This is a genomic window from Collinsella sp. LCP19S3_B11, from assembly GCF_052121915.1.
Taxonomy (GTDB): domain Bacteria; phylum Actinomycetota; class Coriobacteriia; order Coriobacteriales; family Coriobacteriaceae; genus Collinsella.
This window is the reverse complement of sequence record NZ_JBQKDI010000001.1, coordinates 91,796-107,412: the sequence shown is the minus strand read 5'-3', so window position 1 is coordinate 107,412 and position 15,617 is coordinate 91,796. Positions and strand designations below refer to the sequence as shown.

Genomic DNA, 15,617 nt, shown 5'->3' with positions numbered 1-15,617 from the left:
GGATATGGCGGGCCGTCAAACAGCGATTGGACTAAAGCCGGGCCTTCCACAGTGTTTAGTCCTATAAACAGTCCAACATCTTTATTTCTAGTCGTTAGATTGGACTAAAATGACTTTGATTTCGGTATTTAGTCGTATCTTACGACTAACTATCAGCCACGAGACCGTTAGGAGCGATCTTGTACTACAGCGATCACGACGTCCTTGAACTCATCGCCCGTATCGAGAAGCCCTACGAGAGCGAGGTTATCGAGCTCAAGGAAGCGAAAAACGACTTCAGTTTCAAGAACCTCGGGAAGTACTTCTCCGCCCTGAGTAACGAAGCGGTCCTGCGCGGGAAACAAGACGCCTGGCTCATCTTCGGTATGGACAACGACAAGGTCGCATGCGGAACCGCTTACCGAGAAGGAAATCCGGCCAACCTTAGATCCCTTAAAAAGGAGATTGCGGACCGCGCGAACAACCACCTCACCCTGAGAGAGATCCATGAACTCAGGATTGACGGCAAACGCGTCCTCGCGTTTCAAATCCCCGCCGCAACGCCGGGCATGCCAACGGCGTTCAACAATGCGGCATGGGCGCGCGAGGGCGAATCACTCGGGCCACTCCCCATCGATAAGTACGAGCAGATACGCCAAATGCGGAGGCCGGACTGGAGTGCCCTCGAAATCGAAGAAGCAACCTTCGAGGACCTCGACCCCGAAGCCGTGAAGAAAGCGGTGGGGCTCTTTCTCTCCAAGCACCGACGGCATTCCGGGGCGTTCGCGGACATGGATGACCGCACGATTCTCGACATGGCAAACCTAACCAGAAACGGCAAGATCACCCCGACGACACTCATCCTGCTCGGAAGGCCGGAATCCACCCGCTTGCTCGATGGGATGAGCCCGCGCATCACCTGGACTCTCTATGCCTCCAATGGATCGGTAACCTCTTACGAGCACTTCAAACCACCCTTCCTTCTCGCGATTGACCAGGTACTCGGGAAAATCCGCAACGAGAAGTACCGGTTCAACGCAAATGGCGCGAGTCTGTTTCCCTTTGAGGCTGACCAGTACGAACCCGAGATCATCAGAGAGCTCCTGAACAACTGTATCGCCCATCAAGACTATTCCATGCAGGGGCGAATCAACGTCGAGGAATTCGAGGATCACCTCGTTTTCCTAAACGAAGGGTCCTTCATTCCGGAGACAATCGAAAATGCGATGCGGCCGGGTTTTAAGCCAAGCTACTACCGCAACCCCTTTCTTTCCGAGGCGATGGTGCAGATGGACATGATCGACACCATCGCCATGGGAATCCCCAAAGTATTCCAGATGCAGAGAAAGCGATACTTCCCCCTACCCACCTACGACCTTTCGGATCCAACCCGCGTGCGCGTAAGTGTCTACGGTAAGACCATCAATGAGAGCTACAGCAGGCTACTCTATGCTAAGCCGGACCTTCCGATGGACGTCGTCTACCTTTTGGACAAGGTTCAAAAAGGCGAGGAAATCACGAACGAGGAGGCCTCAGAGCTGCATCGACTCAAGCTTATCGAAGGCAGGTACCCCCATATCTCCATCACGAACGCCCTTGCCTCGAAGACGGGACAGGAGGTGTCTTACACGCGCAGCAAAGGCCTCAATGAAGAGGCCTGCAAGGCGCTTGTCATTCAGATGCTCTCAGAAACGGGGCCCGCACCACGTGCGAAAATCACCGCCCTCATCAACGATCTTCTCCCCTCGGGCCTTACCGACGCGCAAAAGGCCAAGAAGGTATCGAACCTTCTAGCGAAAATGAAGAAGGTGGACAAGACCATCGATAGCGACGGAACGGGAAAGACCGCAAGATGGCATGCCCTGTAACATCGTGATAGATCTTACCGTCAGATGCACGGCCCCCAACAGACCGACCGCGATGCGTCCGGGCACCTTACCGGGCGCATCGTCTAGCATCGGAATCCTTGCTCGCGATATCTATCCCCACCAGAATCTGGATACCGCAAGCGTTGTTTTCGATGACATCCCCGCATTTTGTAGTCAGAAAACAGTCGGCTTATAGGACAAAAAGTGTGTCCAATAAGCCCAGTAATTGCCGAAGCGCTTTTAAAGTCCGATCTCCGCGATTACTCTTTTCATCTCGAGGGCCCATCCGAGCTGCTCCTCGATGTACCCCGGCCATGCGTCCTGGTGGCCCTTGACGGGGTGGCCCGCCTTGTAGAAGCGCAGTCCCGAGGCCTTTTTCGCATCGAAGGGTGCCGCCGTCAGCCCGAGGCGCTCCTCGAAGATTCCGCTGTTGGCGATGGCGCGGTGCCCAATCTCCTTGTCGTCGTCCACGTACAGCTCGATGCCCGTGCGGCCTTTGTGCGTATCGATGAGCAGGGCGAGATGGTATGCCGAGACCCCCAGGCGAAGCGTCGACCAATGGTCCTTGCTGGGCTTCTGCGGGCTGAACTCCTTGAGGAACTCCGGATGGCCGCCCGCCACCTCGCGGTAGGCCGTCCAGTACGCCAGCTTGACCTTCTCGGTCTCGCTGAGCCCCTCGGAGAGCCTCACGGTCTTGGTCCACTCGTTCGGCTGCTCGACCACGTTGAAGCGCGGGGCGGGCAGGGAGTCCCCGATCCTCCAGAGCTCGACCTCGACCAGGAAGAACCCGAAGTCGCTGTCGGTGTGCTGGTTGAGCCACTCGATTGCCTGGCGGTGCTCGTCGCGGGCGTGCGCCACGACCCAGATGACAACCTCGGCGTCCTTGCCGGCGGCATATGTAATCACCTTGCCGAGGTGGTCGTGGTTGGTGTCCTCGAGCTGGTTCTCGATGATCACCTTGCGGCCCGTACCGGACTCCTGCGCGTAGATATCCACGTTGAACGAGCCGACCGACGACTCCGTCTCTATGAGCTCGAGCTCGATTCCGACCGCCATCCCGAGGGTTGCGAGATTCTGCTCCTCGGCCAGCCACTTGGTGAAGTCGTGGGCCTCATGCGGCCACACCTCGCGCAGGGGAACCTTCTGGATGGTGTCCAGGTTATAAGTCTTCATCCGTCACCCTTTCGCCCGATGCGTGCCTTTCGCAGTCTTCAAGTTAACTGCCATATCTGGCTCCTCTTTTTGTTCTAGTTTACCGAATCGGCTTATAGCCCAACGGGGCCCGACCGTTCCGCAGTTGCGGGGCCTGCCGCCTGTGGCAACAACCTGAGCTCCCCTGCAAGTCTCCTCGACCCGCCTTTGAGGCTGACGAACGTGAGGCCTCCCGAGACGAAGCCGCCGATGACCGGAACGACCTTGCTCACCGCGTCGCCGAAACTGCTTTTGGTGATTTTGACGCCGATTCCGGCAAGGACCTTTTTGATGATCGGGTAGTAGCTTGTCTGCGTAAGAGCCTTGTTGGCGACCTTCTTGGCGATATTCGACTGGACCGTTTTGGAAAACGCCGTCAACGCGGAGTTGGCCCCGCTGACCCCGACCATCACGGCCAGGAGAAGGGCAAAAGCCGCCAAGGTCTCATCGTCCATCTCGTCGCAATCGCCGATGAAGGACTGCCAGCCGTAGAGATACGCCAGTTTCTGCATGATTCGAAAGGCGTGGACATAGTACTGCGTCACGTCCGCCGGGATTGTTCCGAGCATCGCTAACCCGCCGGGTAATCCCGCAGAGAACGAAAGAACGGTCGATTTCTTCGTCTCGAAATCAATAACGTCCATAGCAATAGAGTCGACAAGGTTGGAATCCACCCCAGCGGCAGCCGGACTTGCTGAAATCGCGAGCTCCACTCGCTCTTCCGAGACGCCTCGCTTCCGGAACTCAGAACGGAGGAAATGGTCGCGCTCGATCGCCACGCCCTTCAGCCTCATCACCTTTTTCAGGAAAGCAATGGCATATCTCTGGGCTTCCTCCTCCTGCCGATCAGCTTCGGCCTTTAGGTCCCTGATACCCTCCTCCACGGAATCGGGATCGGATAGCTCCGCTCCCTCTTTCGGCTTTACGGCACTCCCCTTCACGCTACTCACCGACCTTTTCGGCATACAGGTTGAACAGATGAGCGACGATCTTGTTTTCGTCGCCATTAAAGTCGACGCCATATGCTGATTCAACTGCTGCATCAAGCTCCGCATGCGCTTTCATGAGATCCGGAAAGAGAAACTCGTTGTCTGGGTCGTACATGTCGGCGAGAGTTGACCCCTGATGTGAGCTGCGGGCATCAAGGACGGCCTGGGCGCACATTTCAATTTCGGCCCTATGCGAATCTGTCAAATTCGGCCAAATGAAGTTGTTGTATACGATCGTATTGGAATAGTTGAAGTCACTTTTCAAACGCCCACAGACCGCACGCATCCAGCAGTTGTGGATAGCACTTGTTAGTATTCCAAATTCATATAGTCCGCCACCGTCTACGTAGTAAATCTTATTTCCGGGAATCATTCCGTTGGTTACAAAACCCGTTGGGACATACTTCCTCCTGCCCGAGGACACAGCGGGGAAGGCAATGTAGCTCTTTTCCTGAGGCGGCCTTACCTCATCGAACAGCCACGGAGTCTCTGCTTTTCGACGAGTTGCCTCTTTTGTAGACGTGAGTCTAAACTCGCGAACACGCTGCACCCGCTCCCTCGTGATCGGCATCTTTGTGAGGACTGCGGGGTCGATGCCATCCATCCATTAGCAATATCTCGAAGTACCCTTTATGTACTCTGCACCCATTGAAAACGGGCGGATCAATCCCTCCGCTTCCGGCTCACGTGCGACAAGGGCATCTCTTTCCTCTGCACTAAGGAGCAGGTTCCCATCATCGGTTGGCTGGCAACCTCTAACCATTGGAAGAACGTCGCAGAGGGGCCGCGAACGACGAGATACGAACATATCTTTAATTGGGGCCAAATATCCATTTATGTTGCCAACAACCTTTGGGGTCCCTTCTCGATCGAACAACACCTTTTCTTTTATGTGCTCCCTTGAAAAGCCGACGATGATTACGTGGACGTGCGCTTCATCTGAGGCCTGAGAGTCCCACTCAAAAGTCGGATATGCGAAGTCAATATGAACCCCGTTTTCGAACAGGGGCTTCCAAAGGGGCTCAACCTGCTGGCCCTGACAGATAGAGTTTGTTGAGACGAAGGCGCAACGGGTGTGATGTCCCGCCATATACTCCGAGGCCGTTTTATGCCAGCAAGCTACATAATCCAGCGATCCGGCCGATCTCCCAAATACGTTGGCGCGGTCTTCTTTCTGGGAATCCTCGAGACGCGCATTACCGATAAATGGGGGGTTTCCGAGAATGTAGTCGACTTCATCAGCCGGGACGACATCGTTCCAGTCGATGCGGAGAGCGTTCGCGTTGACGATGCCCTCGTAGTCCCTGAGCGGCAACTCCTGGTAGACGCGCTGCGTCACTTTTGCGGTGTCAGCGTCTGCCTGCTTCTCAGCGATCCAGAGCGCCGTGCGGGCAACGCAACAAGCGAAGTCCTCCAGCTCAATACCATGGAAGTTTTTTAGGTTAACCAGCACGTCGCGATCGCCGGAATCCTCAAAGCTGAACGACGTCTGCTCACCCTGGAGCTCGAAGAGGATGCGATTCTCCAGCTGTCTCAGGCAGAGATAGCTTTCGGTGAGAAAGTTACCGGAACCTGCGGCTGGGTCGAGGATGGAGATGCCACCGATCTTCTCGTGAAGGTCCTTGAGCGCACGGGTCCTCGCGCCGCCCGCGACGGGCTTAGCACACGCCTCGTCGAACTCGGCCTTGAGGCCGTCAAGGAAGAGCGGGTCTATAACCTTGTGGATGTTCTCGGGGCTCGTGAAGTGCTGGCCGTTTGCGCGGCGGTGGTCGTGGGACAGCGCCCCCTCGAAGATGGAGCCGAAGACCGTGGGGCTCACGCCCGACCAATCAAACTCCTGGCACCCCTCGACGATGAGCGTATGGCGGAAGCTCTCGGACAGGGGCGGAATCTCCGTCTTCTCGCGGAAGAGGCCGCCGTTCATGTAGGGCAGCTTCTTCAGCCAGGACTCGGCATACTTGTCGCGGTCCTCATCTTTGGTGTCGAGCCAAACAAACAGGTCCTTGAGGCCTCGCCTGAGATCGCCCGCTTGGAAGTGCGAGACGTAGTCGCGGAAGGCATTGGGGGCCACGAGTCCCGAGTCCTCGCAGAACATGAGGAACATGAGGCGCGTCATGAGCACGGAGAGCGCATGGTGATTCTCGGGCGCGTCGGGGTCATCGAACGCCTCGGCGACCTGGTCATGGAGTTTCGACATGATCTTGCCGGCCTCGACGGAAACGGCGCGGGAGATCGTGGCCGGGGCCTCCGTCCCGCCCTTGAGGAACTGAATGGCCGCGAGGTTCTTGGGGAGCTCGGCGAGCGGCAACTTGAAAAGAGGCTCCCGGCATAGCGAGTCCCGCTCGCGGTCGAAGACCCAAAACTCGGCAAAATTGCAAGCGATGATGTAGCGCGGCTGTTGGGAGAGGGGCATGCCCTGAGCGTAGGCGTTGCCCTGCTTCGCGGGCGTCACCTTGCGGCCCTGGCGCGTCTCCTCCTTGGCGAGGTCGATTCCCAGCGACTTCTGTTCGACAAGGGTTTTGGCTGATGGTATGAAGACGTCGATATAGCCCTCATGTGTGCTCGCGTCGGTGGAGACGGGCTTTTCGAACTCGAGCCTCGAGACTGCATCCTCAACGCCCAGGACGTTCTGATAGAAGTCGATCCAGAACCGCTGGGTGTCCTGGTTCTCAATTCCCTTGTTCGCCCACTTGCTTGCAAAAGCTTCTGCATCGGCTTTCTTCCCCGGCATACGGACCCTCACTTGATAGCCTTTTCCACTAAGAAAGATTCTACGTGCTAGTCCGGTCTTTTTTACCAGCGTTTGGCTTTATTGCACTCCGGTAGGCTTCTTTGTGCGTGGTTCCGTCTTATTTTCTTCGCTATTTCTTCGCCGCACTATTTAGCCAAAAGAAAACAGCTCAGAGGAACAATACCTCTGAGCTGCTAAAAGTCTTGGTCGCGGGGGCAGGATTTGAACCTACGACCTCCGGGTTATGAGCCCGGCGAGCTACCAGACTGCTCCACCCCGCAATGTCTGGGCGCCTCATATGCGCAAGAAAGAATATTACTCGGGAGTTCGGTGGACGGCAAGGAAAATCTCGTAGAGCATAATTCCTTCATATTTAAAACCCCTCAGCCCATATCACCGTAAACGAATCGCAGCCGAGCGCCGTCGACAGCACGTATACAATGGTGCGCGTCCTTTTATGCCGAAACCGGGAGTAGACATGCTGCTCGCTATCGATATGGGAAACACGCAGACGGCCATGGGCCTGTTTGACGGAGACGAGCTGGTGCAGTCGTGGCGGATGCCCACCGACCGCTCCTATACCGCAGATGAGATCCATGTGCGCCTGATGGGTTTTTTTAAGATGTACGGCCTTTCGCTCGACGCGGTCGACGCTATCGCCTTTGCGGGCGTGGTGCCGCAGCTCTCGCGCGAATGGCATGCCGTGGCCGACCGCATTGCCGCAGACGCCATCGTCATTGGGCCGCAGACGGCCGCCGTGACCAAGCTGCGCGCGGCGCGTCCCCAGGCCGTAGGTGCCGATCGCGTCGCCAACGCCGTTGCGGCTGAGACTTTCTACGGCGCGCCGGCAATCGTGGTGGACTTTGGCACCGCAACCAATATCGACGTCGTCGATGAGGACGGTTATTACATTGGCGGAGCGATCGCGCCGGGCATCCGCATCTCCATGGATGCACTTGCCGCCCGCGCCGCCAAGCTCGCCAGCGTGCCGCTCGAGGCGCCCGAGCACGCCATCGGCCGCGATACCGAGGAGTGCATCAAGGTCGGCGCCGTGGTGGGCACCGCCGCTATGGCCGAAGGCCTGGTCGCGCGCATGAAGCGCGAGCTGGGCCGCGAGGATGCCACCGTTATCGCCACGGGAGGCCTCGCCGGCATCGTCGCCGATTCGACCGATGCCTTCGACGTGGTCGATGGACAGCTCACCATTAAGGGTATCTGCGAAATCTACCGCCGCATGCAGGAGCTGGGGTAAGACAGGGACCGGAGCCAAGCGTGAGCATTGTCCTATCCCCTCGGTTTCTCTGACGCACGGACTAGGTGACTCTAGTTCTCCAACCCCTCCGTGAGCCAGATCAAGGGACTACGTTTCATCAAAACAGAAAGGTAGCGGGCCAGATCAACGTACTCTTTGCAGACAATACCGACCGTGAAAAGGTCCCCGCGGAGCTTGACGAACTCTTTAACAATCCCGTCCATGCGCTCCTGGCTCACGGGAGTGTGAAAGCTAACGGGAAACCTCGTCCCTTTGACCGACTTTACATAGTCCTTGACCATAAACTCCGTGAACATGCGGTTGATTACCCCCGCATCAGTCCGATGGCCTAGAAAAGCAGAGCGCGAGCTCTCCACGCTCCTCGAACAGTTCCAGATCGAAAAGCCCCACGTCAAGACGCCCCTCAGCACACGCAGACTCATATTCGATGCGCATCGACCCATCTGGAGCTATCTTTTCAAAATAGTCAGCTGGAAAGAGTACGTTGGCAACCCTTGGCATAGCAGCCCCCCCTTCGCAAACCTCAACCTCACCTTTCTTGCACGTCCACCGACGGCAGCGCGACGCTTGCCACAAAGAGCGGTACGCCGGTGCGAGACACGAGCGCTGCATAGAAAGGCCTGTCAAGCGTTATCTTGCGCGGCTCTGGCGGGTTCTCCGGCGGAAGGCCCGCGACAGCGACCATCACCGTGTACGCGCCGGCCTCTAGCCCGTTCTCATCGACAGCGAACTTCGCGCCATGGACAATCTGCGTTGGAGTCCCCTCTACCCCCACCATAGGTGTAAGCTCCATCGCAGTTGCCGTAGAGACGCCGGCGGCCTTTAGCAGCGAGCAGACGTCCGAGAGCGTCGACTCGCATTCAAAGCGAGGAATCCCCAGGTCGACGGGCTCCCATTCTCCCTCGCCTTGGGACAGACGCTCGAATAGCCCAAGCGCGTCATCAACATGATCATCCTCGCCGCTCGGAAGAACAAAACACACGCCGGCATCGGAGCTGAGCGGCAACAAGAAGGCAACCCTGCCGTTCTCGACGATCACCGCACAATCGCGCTTGCCACGCATAAACGCTGCTTGAACATCGCCGTTCTTTGCATGGAAGGTCTCAACTTTGGTCGATTCGCCGTCAAACGGATCCGCCCATGCATCCTTCATGTAAAGCGCGCTCACAAGACAGGCAAGAGCCACTGGTGATAACTCGATGCTTGGCGACAGTAGGCCGTGAGTTTGTTCGGCTATCCAATCGGTCACCCGTTGGCTAACGCGCGGATCGGCCAAGTCATCGATTGACACATGCACGCTGCATTTGTCGCACTCGTGCAGAAACGCCTCCGATGGGCTCGCGGACCTGGAAAGCCAAGCTGCCGTTGCCGTGCTCGCGTCATAACCGTCATAGCCCCAGTTCCGCTCCAGCTCGATGCCGAAGGGATCACGCTCGCTAAACATGTCGCCATCGCCCAGGAGCATGTCGAGCTCCCGACATGTGGCGCCCGAGGCACCCTTTCGTACAATCGTCAACAAGCTCGCGACGCACGCAGGCGACCAAACCCCGTTCTTGCCTTGAGCGAGTATTTTCTCGGATAGGGATTTTGCAACCCTCCATGCCTGTGGACACGCCGAATTTGCTTTGTCAGCCATAGTCTGCTCCCATCGTTAGGACATAAACTATTATTTCGCACGGCGCGGACACAAATCTCGCACCGGAAAGGCAACCCAATGGCTTTCTAAGAGGCTCAAAGCCTTTCTATTCCTCAAAAACGAAATTATTTCAGTTTTGAGGAATAGGCTCGAAGCACGCTAAGCCTCGCCGCACAGCCACCTCGCCAGGTCCACGATCTGCACTCCGTCGCGATCCGTGGCCTCGTGATGCGTGCGGGCGAGAATCATCTTGGGGTACGCGTCGCCAATGCTCAGCAGTGGCGAAATCTCGCGTTCAAATGTCTTATCCGAGCTGATGTCGTCGCTCACCTGAATGTAGAGCTTCTCGCTTCGCTTGATTGCTACAAAGTCTATTTCCTTTTTATAGAGCACGCCGACGTATACCTCGTATCCGCGGCGCAGCAGCTCGATTGCCACTATGTTCTCGTATACGCGCCCCCAATCCATATCACGTGTACCGAGCAGCGCGTATTTGAACGCGTGGTCCGCCAGGTAATACTTCTCGCCGCTCTTAAGGTATTTCTTGCCGCGAATGTCGTATCGGCGAACTTTATAGAAGGCAAACGCATCGCACAGGTACCCCATGTACGCACCGACCGTCTTGTTCGTAATCTTTAGTCCATCCGCATTTAATGCATCGGTAATGTTGCGTGCCGACGTAATGTTGGAAACGTTGTCCATCATGTAATCGGCAATGCGCAGCAGCGCCGATTCGTTTCTCACGTTATGCCGTTGCACGATATCTCTCACAATGAGCGTCTTAAAGACGTTGGAGAGATATTGATAGCGCTGTTCCTGCAGTGGATAAGGGTAAGAGCCAGACATACCGCCGGTTCTCGCATACTCATCGAAGCCACGGTCGACCTCGCCCTCGTCGCCATAGAGACGATACTCCTCAAACGAGAATGGGAAAACCTCGATCTCGAACGTGCGCCCCGTAAAGAGCGTCGACAGATCGCTCGACAGCAAAAAGGCATTCGATCCGGTAATGAAGATGTCATAATGCTCGGATGCGTGAAGGCTGTTGATCGCACGCTCAAAACCGTCGCACATCTGAACCTCATCGATAAGCAGAAAGTTTTGTTTGCCGGGCACCCGATGATCTTTTACATAAGCGAGCAACGCGTGATACTCGAGCAGGTTCTCGAACTCATCGAGGTTGTAGTTGATATGGATGACATTCGAATTAGGCAGATTTGCCTCCACGTAATCGCGGAGGGCCTCGAGCAATTTTGATTTACCGCTGCGGCAGATGCCCGTGATGACCTTGATATCCGGCACGCCAATAAGACTCGTCAACGTGTCCATATATGACGCTCTATTGATGAGTTTCATCGGGGCCTCCTCGCGGTCTTTTATCTCTATTCCTCAAAAACGAAAATTTTTCAGTTTTGAGGAATAGGCTCTATAGCGAATATACCTCGCGAAAGGCCGAGCTGCCTTAATCCTATTCCTCAAAAACGAAAATTTTTCAGTTTTGAGGAATAGGGCCGCGATGCCACCCTGTAGTCGTGCAAAGACCCTCCCCGGCAGAGGCAGTTCACTCTGCCGAGGAGGGTCTTGTAGTCATCGTTGTCTTTGAGCGCGGGCATCTTGCGTTACAGTCCGCGAATCCGTACGGCCTCGGGCGGAAACTCCTGCTCGCCGGCATCGGTCTTGATGGTCGCGCGACCCCAGATGTCCAGGCCCGCAAACACACCGACCGCAAGCGGCAAGCCGTTGGGCGACACCGCCGCAACCTGGCGGCCCAGCAGCGGCACCATGTCGAAGTACTCGCCCAGCACGGGAGCCAGCGGGCCGGCGGCGCCCTGCGGCGTGTTGGCGACAACCGCCCAGGCGTCCACGCGGGCCAGCACGGCGGTAGTCAGCGCTTCGACCAGCGCTTCATCGGTCACATCCACGCCAAGTTCGCCCAGCGCCGCGCGCTCAATATCCACCGTCACGGCACCGAACATGCCCGCGGCACCGGCGCCACCGTTGACGGCGACGCGTGCAAACGACGTCTCAAACGCGGGCGCGCCGTACACGATATCGCTCGGCCACTGAATGCCCACCTTGCCGACAAGGCCCAGCCCCGGCGTCGATGCCGTTCCCGCGAGCGCGTCCATCATGCCCATCGCCGCCACAAACGGCAGGCCATGGAAGGCGTGCATATTCACATCCGGGCGCACGACCAGCGAAAACGTCAACGACGCCTCGTCCACGCTCCACGCGCACCAGCCCGCGGACACGCCCTCGCGGCCCGCGTCACGTGCCGCGTCAAGCTCGGCACCAGCGGCTACAGTGTTCATCTCAATCATCTACATACGCCCCAATTCGCCCACGATATGGCCCACGCGATCCTCGGGCTCCTTGACCTCGACGCCGTTGAAGCGGAAGAACCGCGCCGGGTCGTGCATCAGGTCCTCGAGCGGCACCAGCACAAAGTCGCGTTCGCCAATGAGCGGATGCGGCAGGCGCAGCTTTTTGCCGCCATGGGTCTCGCCATCCATCCACAGCAGGTCCAGGTCGATGGTGCGCGGGCCGTTGACCTTGGCCTTCTTGGATCGGTCGCGCCCCAGCTCGGCCTCGATCTTCATAAGCTCGTCGAGCAGCACCAGCGGCGCCAGCTCGGTCTTGATCTCGATGACGGCGTTGGCAAACGCGTCCTGGCGTGTCTCGTAGGCCGGCTCGCTCTCGTAGATGCGCGAGCAGTTGGACACACAGGTGAGCGGAATCTCGGCGATCATGTCGCGCGCGGCGCGGATGTTGTCGCAACGATGCCCCAGGTTGGAGCCCACGGCCACAAACGCGCGACGCGGCTGCGGCTTGGCAACAGCCCAGTAGCCGTTCAGGAACTGCGCAAAGCCGGTGACATCGTGCACGCGCACGATGTTGGCACCGGCCTGGATAGCGCCCAGGCACACGCCAAATGTGGCGGCATCGCGCTCGGCGGCCTCGGTCACGCCCGAGACGGCGCCCACAAAGCGCTTGCGCGACACGGCGCACATGAGCGGATAGCCCAGCGACGCCATCTTGGCGGTCTCGCGCTGGATGACGATGTCTTCGTTGGCCGTCTTGCCAAAACCCGGACCCGGATCGATGCAGATACGGTCGCGTGACACGCCGGCGTGGATGAGCGCGCGGGCCTGATCGGACAGAAAGCCCATGACGCGGCGCATGATGGGCGCCGAATCGGGCAGGGTAAAGCGGCGAAGCTGCGAGGTGGGCACATAAGCCTCCTCGCGGCGGGCGCTGCGGCGCATCATGGCGGCCAAGTGATCGCTGGGCTCCGGCGCGGGCTCAGGGGTCGCGGCGGCCTCGGCGGCAGGGGCAGCCTGCTCGGCGGCCGGCGTCTCCTGCTTCTGCTCGCCCGTTGGCTCGGGCGCTGGCTCCGGATCGCCAAACGGCAGCGAGGGCTGCACCACGCCACCCGGCAGTTTGGCCTCCGTCTTGGGCTCGCCCAGCAGCTTGCCACGACGACGGCGGGCGGGCTTCTCGGCCTCGCGCGCGGCCTCGGCAGCCGCCTCGCGCGCCTTCTCGGCAACAAACGCCGCGGCAGAGGTATCGAGCTGCACCGTTGCATGCGTGCGAGCAGGCGCGGCGACCTCGCCGGCGTGCATCACGATGACGCCGCAGGTGCTCGTCGCGACAAACTCGACCATCTTGGGGTCGGTGAAGCCCGTCACGTCGTTGACGATCGAGGCGCCGCAGCGCACGGCCGCCTTGGCAACCGCCACGTGACGTGTGTCGATCGAGACGATGGCGCCCTCTTTGGCCAACGCACGCACAACAGGCAGCACGCGGCGAGCCTCCTCGTCGGGGTTGACCGGGGTAAAACCGGGGCGCGTGGACTCGCCGCCCACGTCGATGATGTCGGCACCGGCATCGAGCATCGCCAGGCCGTACTCGATGGCGGCATCCGGGTCGAAATGCTCCCCGCCGTCGCTAAACGAATCGGGCGTCACGTTGAGGACGCCCATGATGCGCGGACGGTCAAAGCTGAGCTCGTACTTTCCGCACCGCCATGTCTTGCTGTCGTTCGCCATGAACATCCTCCTAAAATGCCCGCGCCGCCACGCTCGGGCGCAGGCGGCGGGGTCGCTTTGCAATCAGTCTTTCTATTGTATCCGCGCACGCGGGCTAGAACGCAAACGCGGCAGCGATGTCGCAAGAAATCAGCAGGTCGGCATTTGCATCCTGATCGGTGGGAGCAAGATTGCATATGGCCAGCGTATCGCCGGTAAAGTATCGCGTAAGACCCGCCGCCGGATACACCACGAGCGAGGTCCCGCCCACAATGAGGGCATCGGCCGCGGCAATGGCGGCAACGGCGTCGGTCAGCACATGCTCGTCGAGCGGCTCCTCGTAGAGCACCACATCGGGCTTAATGCGCCCGCCGCACGCGGGGCACACGGGCACACCCGCGGCGTCCTCGTGCCCGCGGGCGCAAATCCACTCGGCGCTATAGACTGCGCCGCACGACTGGCAAATGTTGCGATGGACCGATCCGTGCAGCTCGAACACGCGCTGCGAGCCCGCCATCTGATGCAGGCCGTCGATGTTTTGCGTCACCACGGCACCAAGCTTGCCGGCACGCTCCAGCTCGGCCAGCTTGGTGTGGCAGCGGTTGGGCTTGGCGCCAAGCGAGATCATCTTGGTGCGGTAGAAGTCGAAGAACTCGGCCGGATGCGCCTCGTAAAAGCTATGCGAGAGCATGGTCTCGGGCGGGTAGGCAAACTGTTGGTGATATAGACCGTCCACGCTGCGGAAATCGGGGATGCCACTCGCCGTGGAAACACCGGCGCCGCCAAAGAAGACCACACGCTTGTGGGTACCAAACAGCTCCGCCAGCGCGGCGGAGGCCCGCTTGGGATCCGATATCGCCTGCGTCATATGAGTCCTCCGTCCTTGTTGGTCGGGCAGCGTCGGGCGACATCCCAGCATGCGGCCTTTGAGTCAGCACGCGCGGAGCCCACCACCGCCCCTTTTGCGCTAATCTTAAGCCTGCAAACCCCGTCGAAAGGACACCATGCCTCGGACTTACACTTTCGCCTCGTGGAACGTCAACGGTCTGCGCGCCGTGCTCAAAAAGGACCCGAGCTTTATCCAGATCGCACAGGAGCTCAATGTCGATATCCTGGCGCTGCAAGAGACCAAGCTGCAGGAGGGCCAGGCCGATATCGACCTGCCCGGTTATCACCAAACCTGGAGCTACGCCGAGCGTAAAGGCTATTCGGGCACTGCGGTCTTTAGCCGCCAGGAACCGCTGCGCGTGCTGCGCGCCGATGCGCTGCTGCCTTACGCCGGCGAGGGCGCGGCAGCCGAGCTCGTGGCGCAGGCCGCGACCGAGGGCCGCGTCTGCGCGCTCGAGTTCGACAAGTTTTGGTTTGTGGACGTCTATACGCCCAACGCCCAAAATGAGCTCGCGCGCATCGATGTGCGCATGGCCTGGGACGATGCCTATCGCGGCTTTTTGGCGGGACTCGAGCGCGAGACCGGCAAGCCCGTGGTGACCTGCGGCGACTTTAACGTGGCGCACGAGGAGATCGACCTCAAGAACCCCAAGTCCAACCGCGGCAATGCAGGCTTTTCGGACGAGGAGCGCGGTAAGTTTACCGAGCTGCTCGACGCCGGGTTTACCGATACCTGGCGCGCGGCAAATCCCGACGTCGAGGGCGTCTACAGCTGGTGGAGCTACCGCTTTAATGCCCGCAAGAACAACGCGGGCTGGCGCATCGATTACTTCCTGGTGAGCGACGCCATCGCCGGCAACGTGCGCGACACCGGCATCCGCGGCGACATCTTTGGCAGCGACCACTGCCCCGTCACCCTCACCCTAGAGCTCTAGCCCCAGCCGACCCCTCGGGGACGAAGCAAAACGGATCGTTTTCACCTCGCGAGGGAATCCACGCGGCACACCCGCCACGAAACTGCCCCATCTACTACG

11 protein-coding genes, 1 tRNA gene and 1 pseudogene are annotated in these 15,617 nt (G+C 59.0%); 3 read left to right on the top strand and 10 right to left on the bottom strand.

Going from position 1 to position 15,617, the window contains the following annotated elements; translation table 11 throughout:
* Positions 1–179: 179 nt before the first annotated feature.
* Positions 180–1,847, top strand: a complete 1,668-nt coding sequence (locus ACTQV4_RS00495; protein WP_427718032.1) for an RNA-binding domain-containing protein — start codon at positions 180–182, stop codon at positions 1,845–1,847.
* A 240-nt stretch (positions 1,848–2,087) separates the two neighbouring features.
* Here ACTQV4_RS00495 and ACTQV4_RS00490 read toward each other — a convergent pair whose 3' ends face one another.
* From ACTQV4_RS00490 to ACTQV4_RS00475, 4 genes and pseudogenes are all read right to left on the bottom strand, one after another.
* Positions 2,088–3,020: a DUF4268 domain-containing protein gene (locus ACTQV4_RS00490; RefSeq protein ID WP_441568982.1), complete on the bottom strand. Its 933-nt coding sequence runs from the start codon at positions 3,018–3,020 to the stop codon at positions 2,088–2,090.
* Between the two features lie 92 nt (positions 3,021–3,112).
* Positions 3,113–3,988 carry a hypothetical protein gene (locus tag ACTQV4_RS00485; RefSeq protein WP_441568980.1) on the bottom strand — a complete coding sequence of 292 codons (876 nt, stop codon included), beginning with the start codon at positions 3,986–3,988 and terminating at the stop codon, positions 3,113–3,115.
* Positions 3,981–6,758: pseudogene (locus ACTQV4_RS00480) on the bottom strand (class I SAM-dependent DNA methyltransferase). The gene ACTQV4_RS00485 and the pseudogene ACTQV4_RS00480 overlap by 8 nt, the downstream one beginning before the upstream one ends.
* A 204-nt stretch (positions 6,759–6,962) precedes the next feature.
* Positions 6,963–7,039, bottom strand: a tRNA-Met gene (locus tag ACTQV4_RS00475).
* 197 nt (positions 7,040–7,236) lie between these two features.
* Here ACTQV4_RS00475 and ACTQV4_RS00470 point away from each other — a divergent pair.
* Positions 7,237–8,010, top strand: a complete 774-nt coding sequence (locus tag ACTQV4_RS00470; RefSeq protein ID WP_441568978.1) for a type III pantothenate kinase — start codon at positions 7,237–7,239, stop codon at positions 8,008–8,010.
* A gap of 71 nt (positions 8,011–8,081) precedes the next feature.
* On the opposite strand, the gene ACTQV4_RS00465 is transcribed toward ACTQV4_RS00470, so the two are convergent.
* The 6 genes from ACTQV4_RS00465 to ACTQV4_RS00440 all read right to left on the bottom strand — a co-directional run bounded on the left by ACTQV4_RS00465 (position 8,082) and on the right by ACTQV4_RS00440 (position 14,563).
* A complete protein-coding gene (locus tag ACTQV4_RS00465; protein WP_427718019.1) occupies positions 8,082–8,312 on the bottom strand; it encodes a hypothetical protein in 231 nt (76 codons plus the stop codon).
* Positions 8,313–8,560: 248 nt separating this feature from the next.
* Positions 8,561–9,667 carry a serpin family protein gene (locus ACTQV4_RS00460; protein ID WP_441568976.1) on the bottom strand — a complete coding sequence of 369 codons (1,107 nt, stop codon included), beginning with the start codon at positions 9,665–9,667 and terminating at the stop codon, positions 8,561–8,563.
* Between the two features lie 159 nt (positions 9,668–9,826).
* Positions 9,827–11,023 carry an ATP-binding protein gene (locus ACTQV4_RS00455; RefSeq protein ID WP_441568974.1) on the bottom strand — a complete coding sequence of 399 codons (1,197 nt, stop codon included), beginning with the start codon at positions 11,021–11,023 and terminating at the stop codon, positions 9,827–9,829.
* A 263-nt stretch (positions 11,024–11,286) separates the two neighbouring features.
* The gene (locus ACTQV4_RS00450) at positions 11,287–11,988 is read right to left on the bottom strand and encodes a hypothetical protein (RefSeq protein ID WP_441568972.1); all 702 of its coding nucleotides are present in this window, start codon (positions 11,986–11,988) and stop codon (positions 11,287–11,289) included.
* On the bottom strand, positions 11,989–13,716 hold the full coding sequence (folP, locus tag ACTQV4_RS00445) for a dihydropteroate synthase (protein ID WP_441568970.1): 1,728 nt from the start codon (positions 13,714–13,716) through the stop codon (positions 11,989–11,991).
* A gap of 94 nt (positions 13,717–13,810) precedes the next feature.
* Complete coding sequence (locus ACTQV4_RS00440; protein ID WP_441044793.1) at positions 13,811–14,563, bottom strand: NAD-dependent protein deacylase; 753 nt, start codon at positions 14,561–14,563, stop codon at positions 13,811–13,813.
* Positions 14,564–14,699: 136 nt separating this feature from the next.
* Here ACTQV4_RS00440 and ACTQV4_RS00435 point away from each other — a divergent pair, with 136 nt between their 5' ends.
* On the top strand, positions 14,700–15,518 hold the full coding sequence (locus tag ACTQV4_RS00435) for an exodeoxyribonuclease III (protein ID WP_441568968.1): 819 nt from the start codon (positions 14,700–14,702) through the stop codon (positions 15,516–15,518).
* Positions 15,519–15,617: the final 99 nt, after the last annotated feature.

What these genes read in the sequence shown, in the direction of transcription:
- ACTQV4_RS00470 (WP_441568978.1), top strand. Translation starts at nt 7,237, where the DNA reads ATGCTGCTCGCTATCGATATGGGAAACACGCAGACGGCCATGGGCCTG.
- ACTQV4_RS00460 (WP_441568976.1), bottom strand. Translation starts at nt 9,667, where the DNA reads ATGGCTGACAAAGCAAATTCGGCGTGTCCACAGGCATGGAGGGTTGCA.
- ACTQV4_RS00455 (WP_441568974.1), bottom strand. Translation starts at nt 11,023, where the DNA reads ATGAAACTCATCAATAGAGCGTCATATATGGACACGTTGACGAGTCTT.
- folP (WP_441568970.1), bottom strand. Translation starts at nt 13,716, where the DNA reads ATGGCGAACGACAGCAAGACATGGCGGTGCGGAAAGTACGAGCTCAGC.
- ACTQV4_RS00450 (WP_441568972.1), bottom strand. Translation starts at nt 11,988, where the DNA reads ATGATTGAGATGAACACTGTAGCCGCTGGTGCCGAGCTTGACGCGGCA.
- ACTQV4_RS00435 (WP_441568968.1), top strand. Translation starts at nt 14,700, where the DNA reads ATGCCTCGGACTTACACTTTCGCCTCGTGGAACGTCAACGGTCTGCGC.
- ACTQV4_RS00440 (WP_441044793.1), bottom strand. Translation starts at nt 14,563, where the DNA reads ATGACGCAGGCGATATCGGATCCCAAGCGGGCCTCCGCCGCGCTGGCG.
- ACTQV4_RS00490 (WP_441568982.1), bottom strand. Translation starts at nt 3,020, where the DNA reads ATGAAGACTTATAACCTGGACACCATCCAGAAGGTTCCCCTGCGCGAG.
- ACTQV4_RS00465 (WP_427718019.1), bottom strand. Translation starts at nt 8,312, where the DNA reads ATGGTCAAGGACTATGTAAAGTCGGTCAAAGGGACGAGGTTTCCCGTT.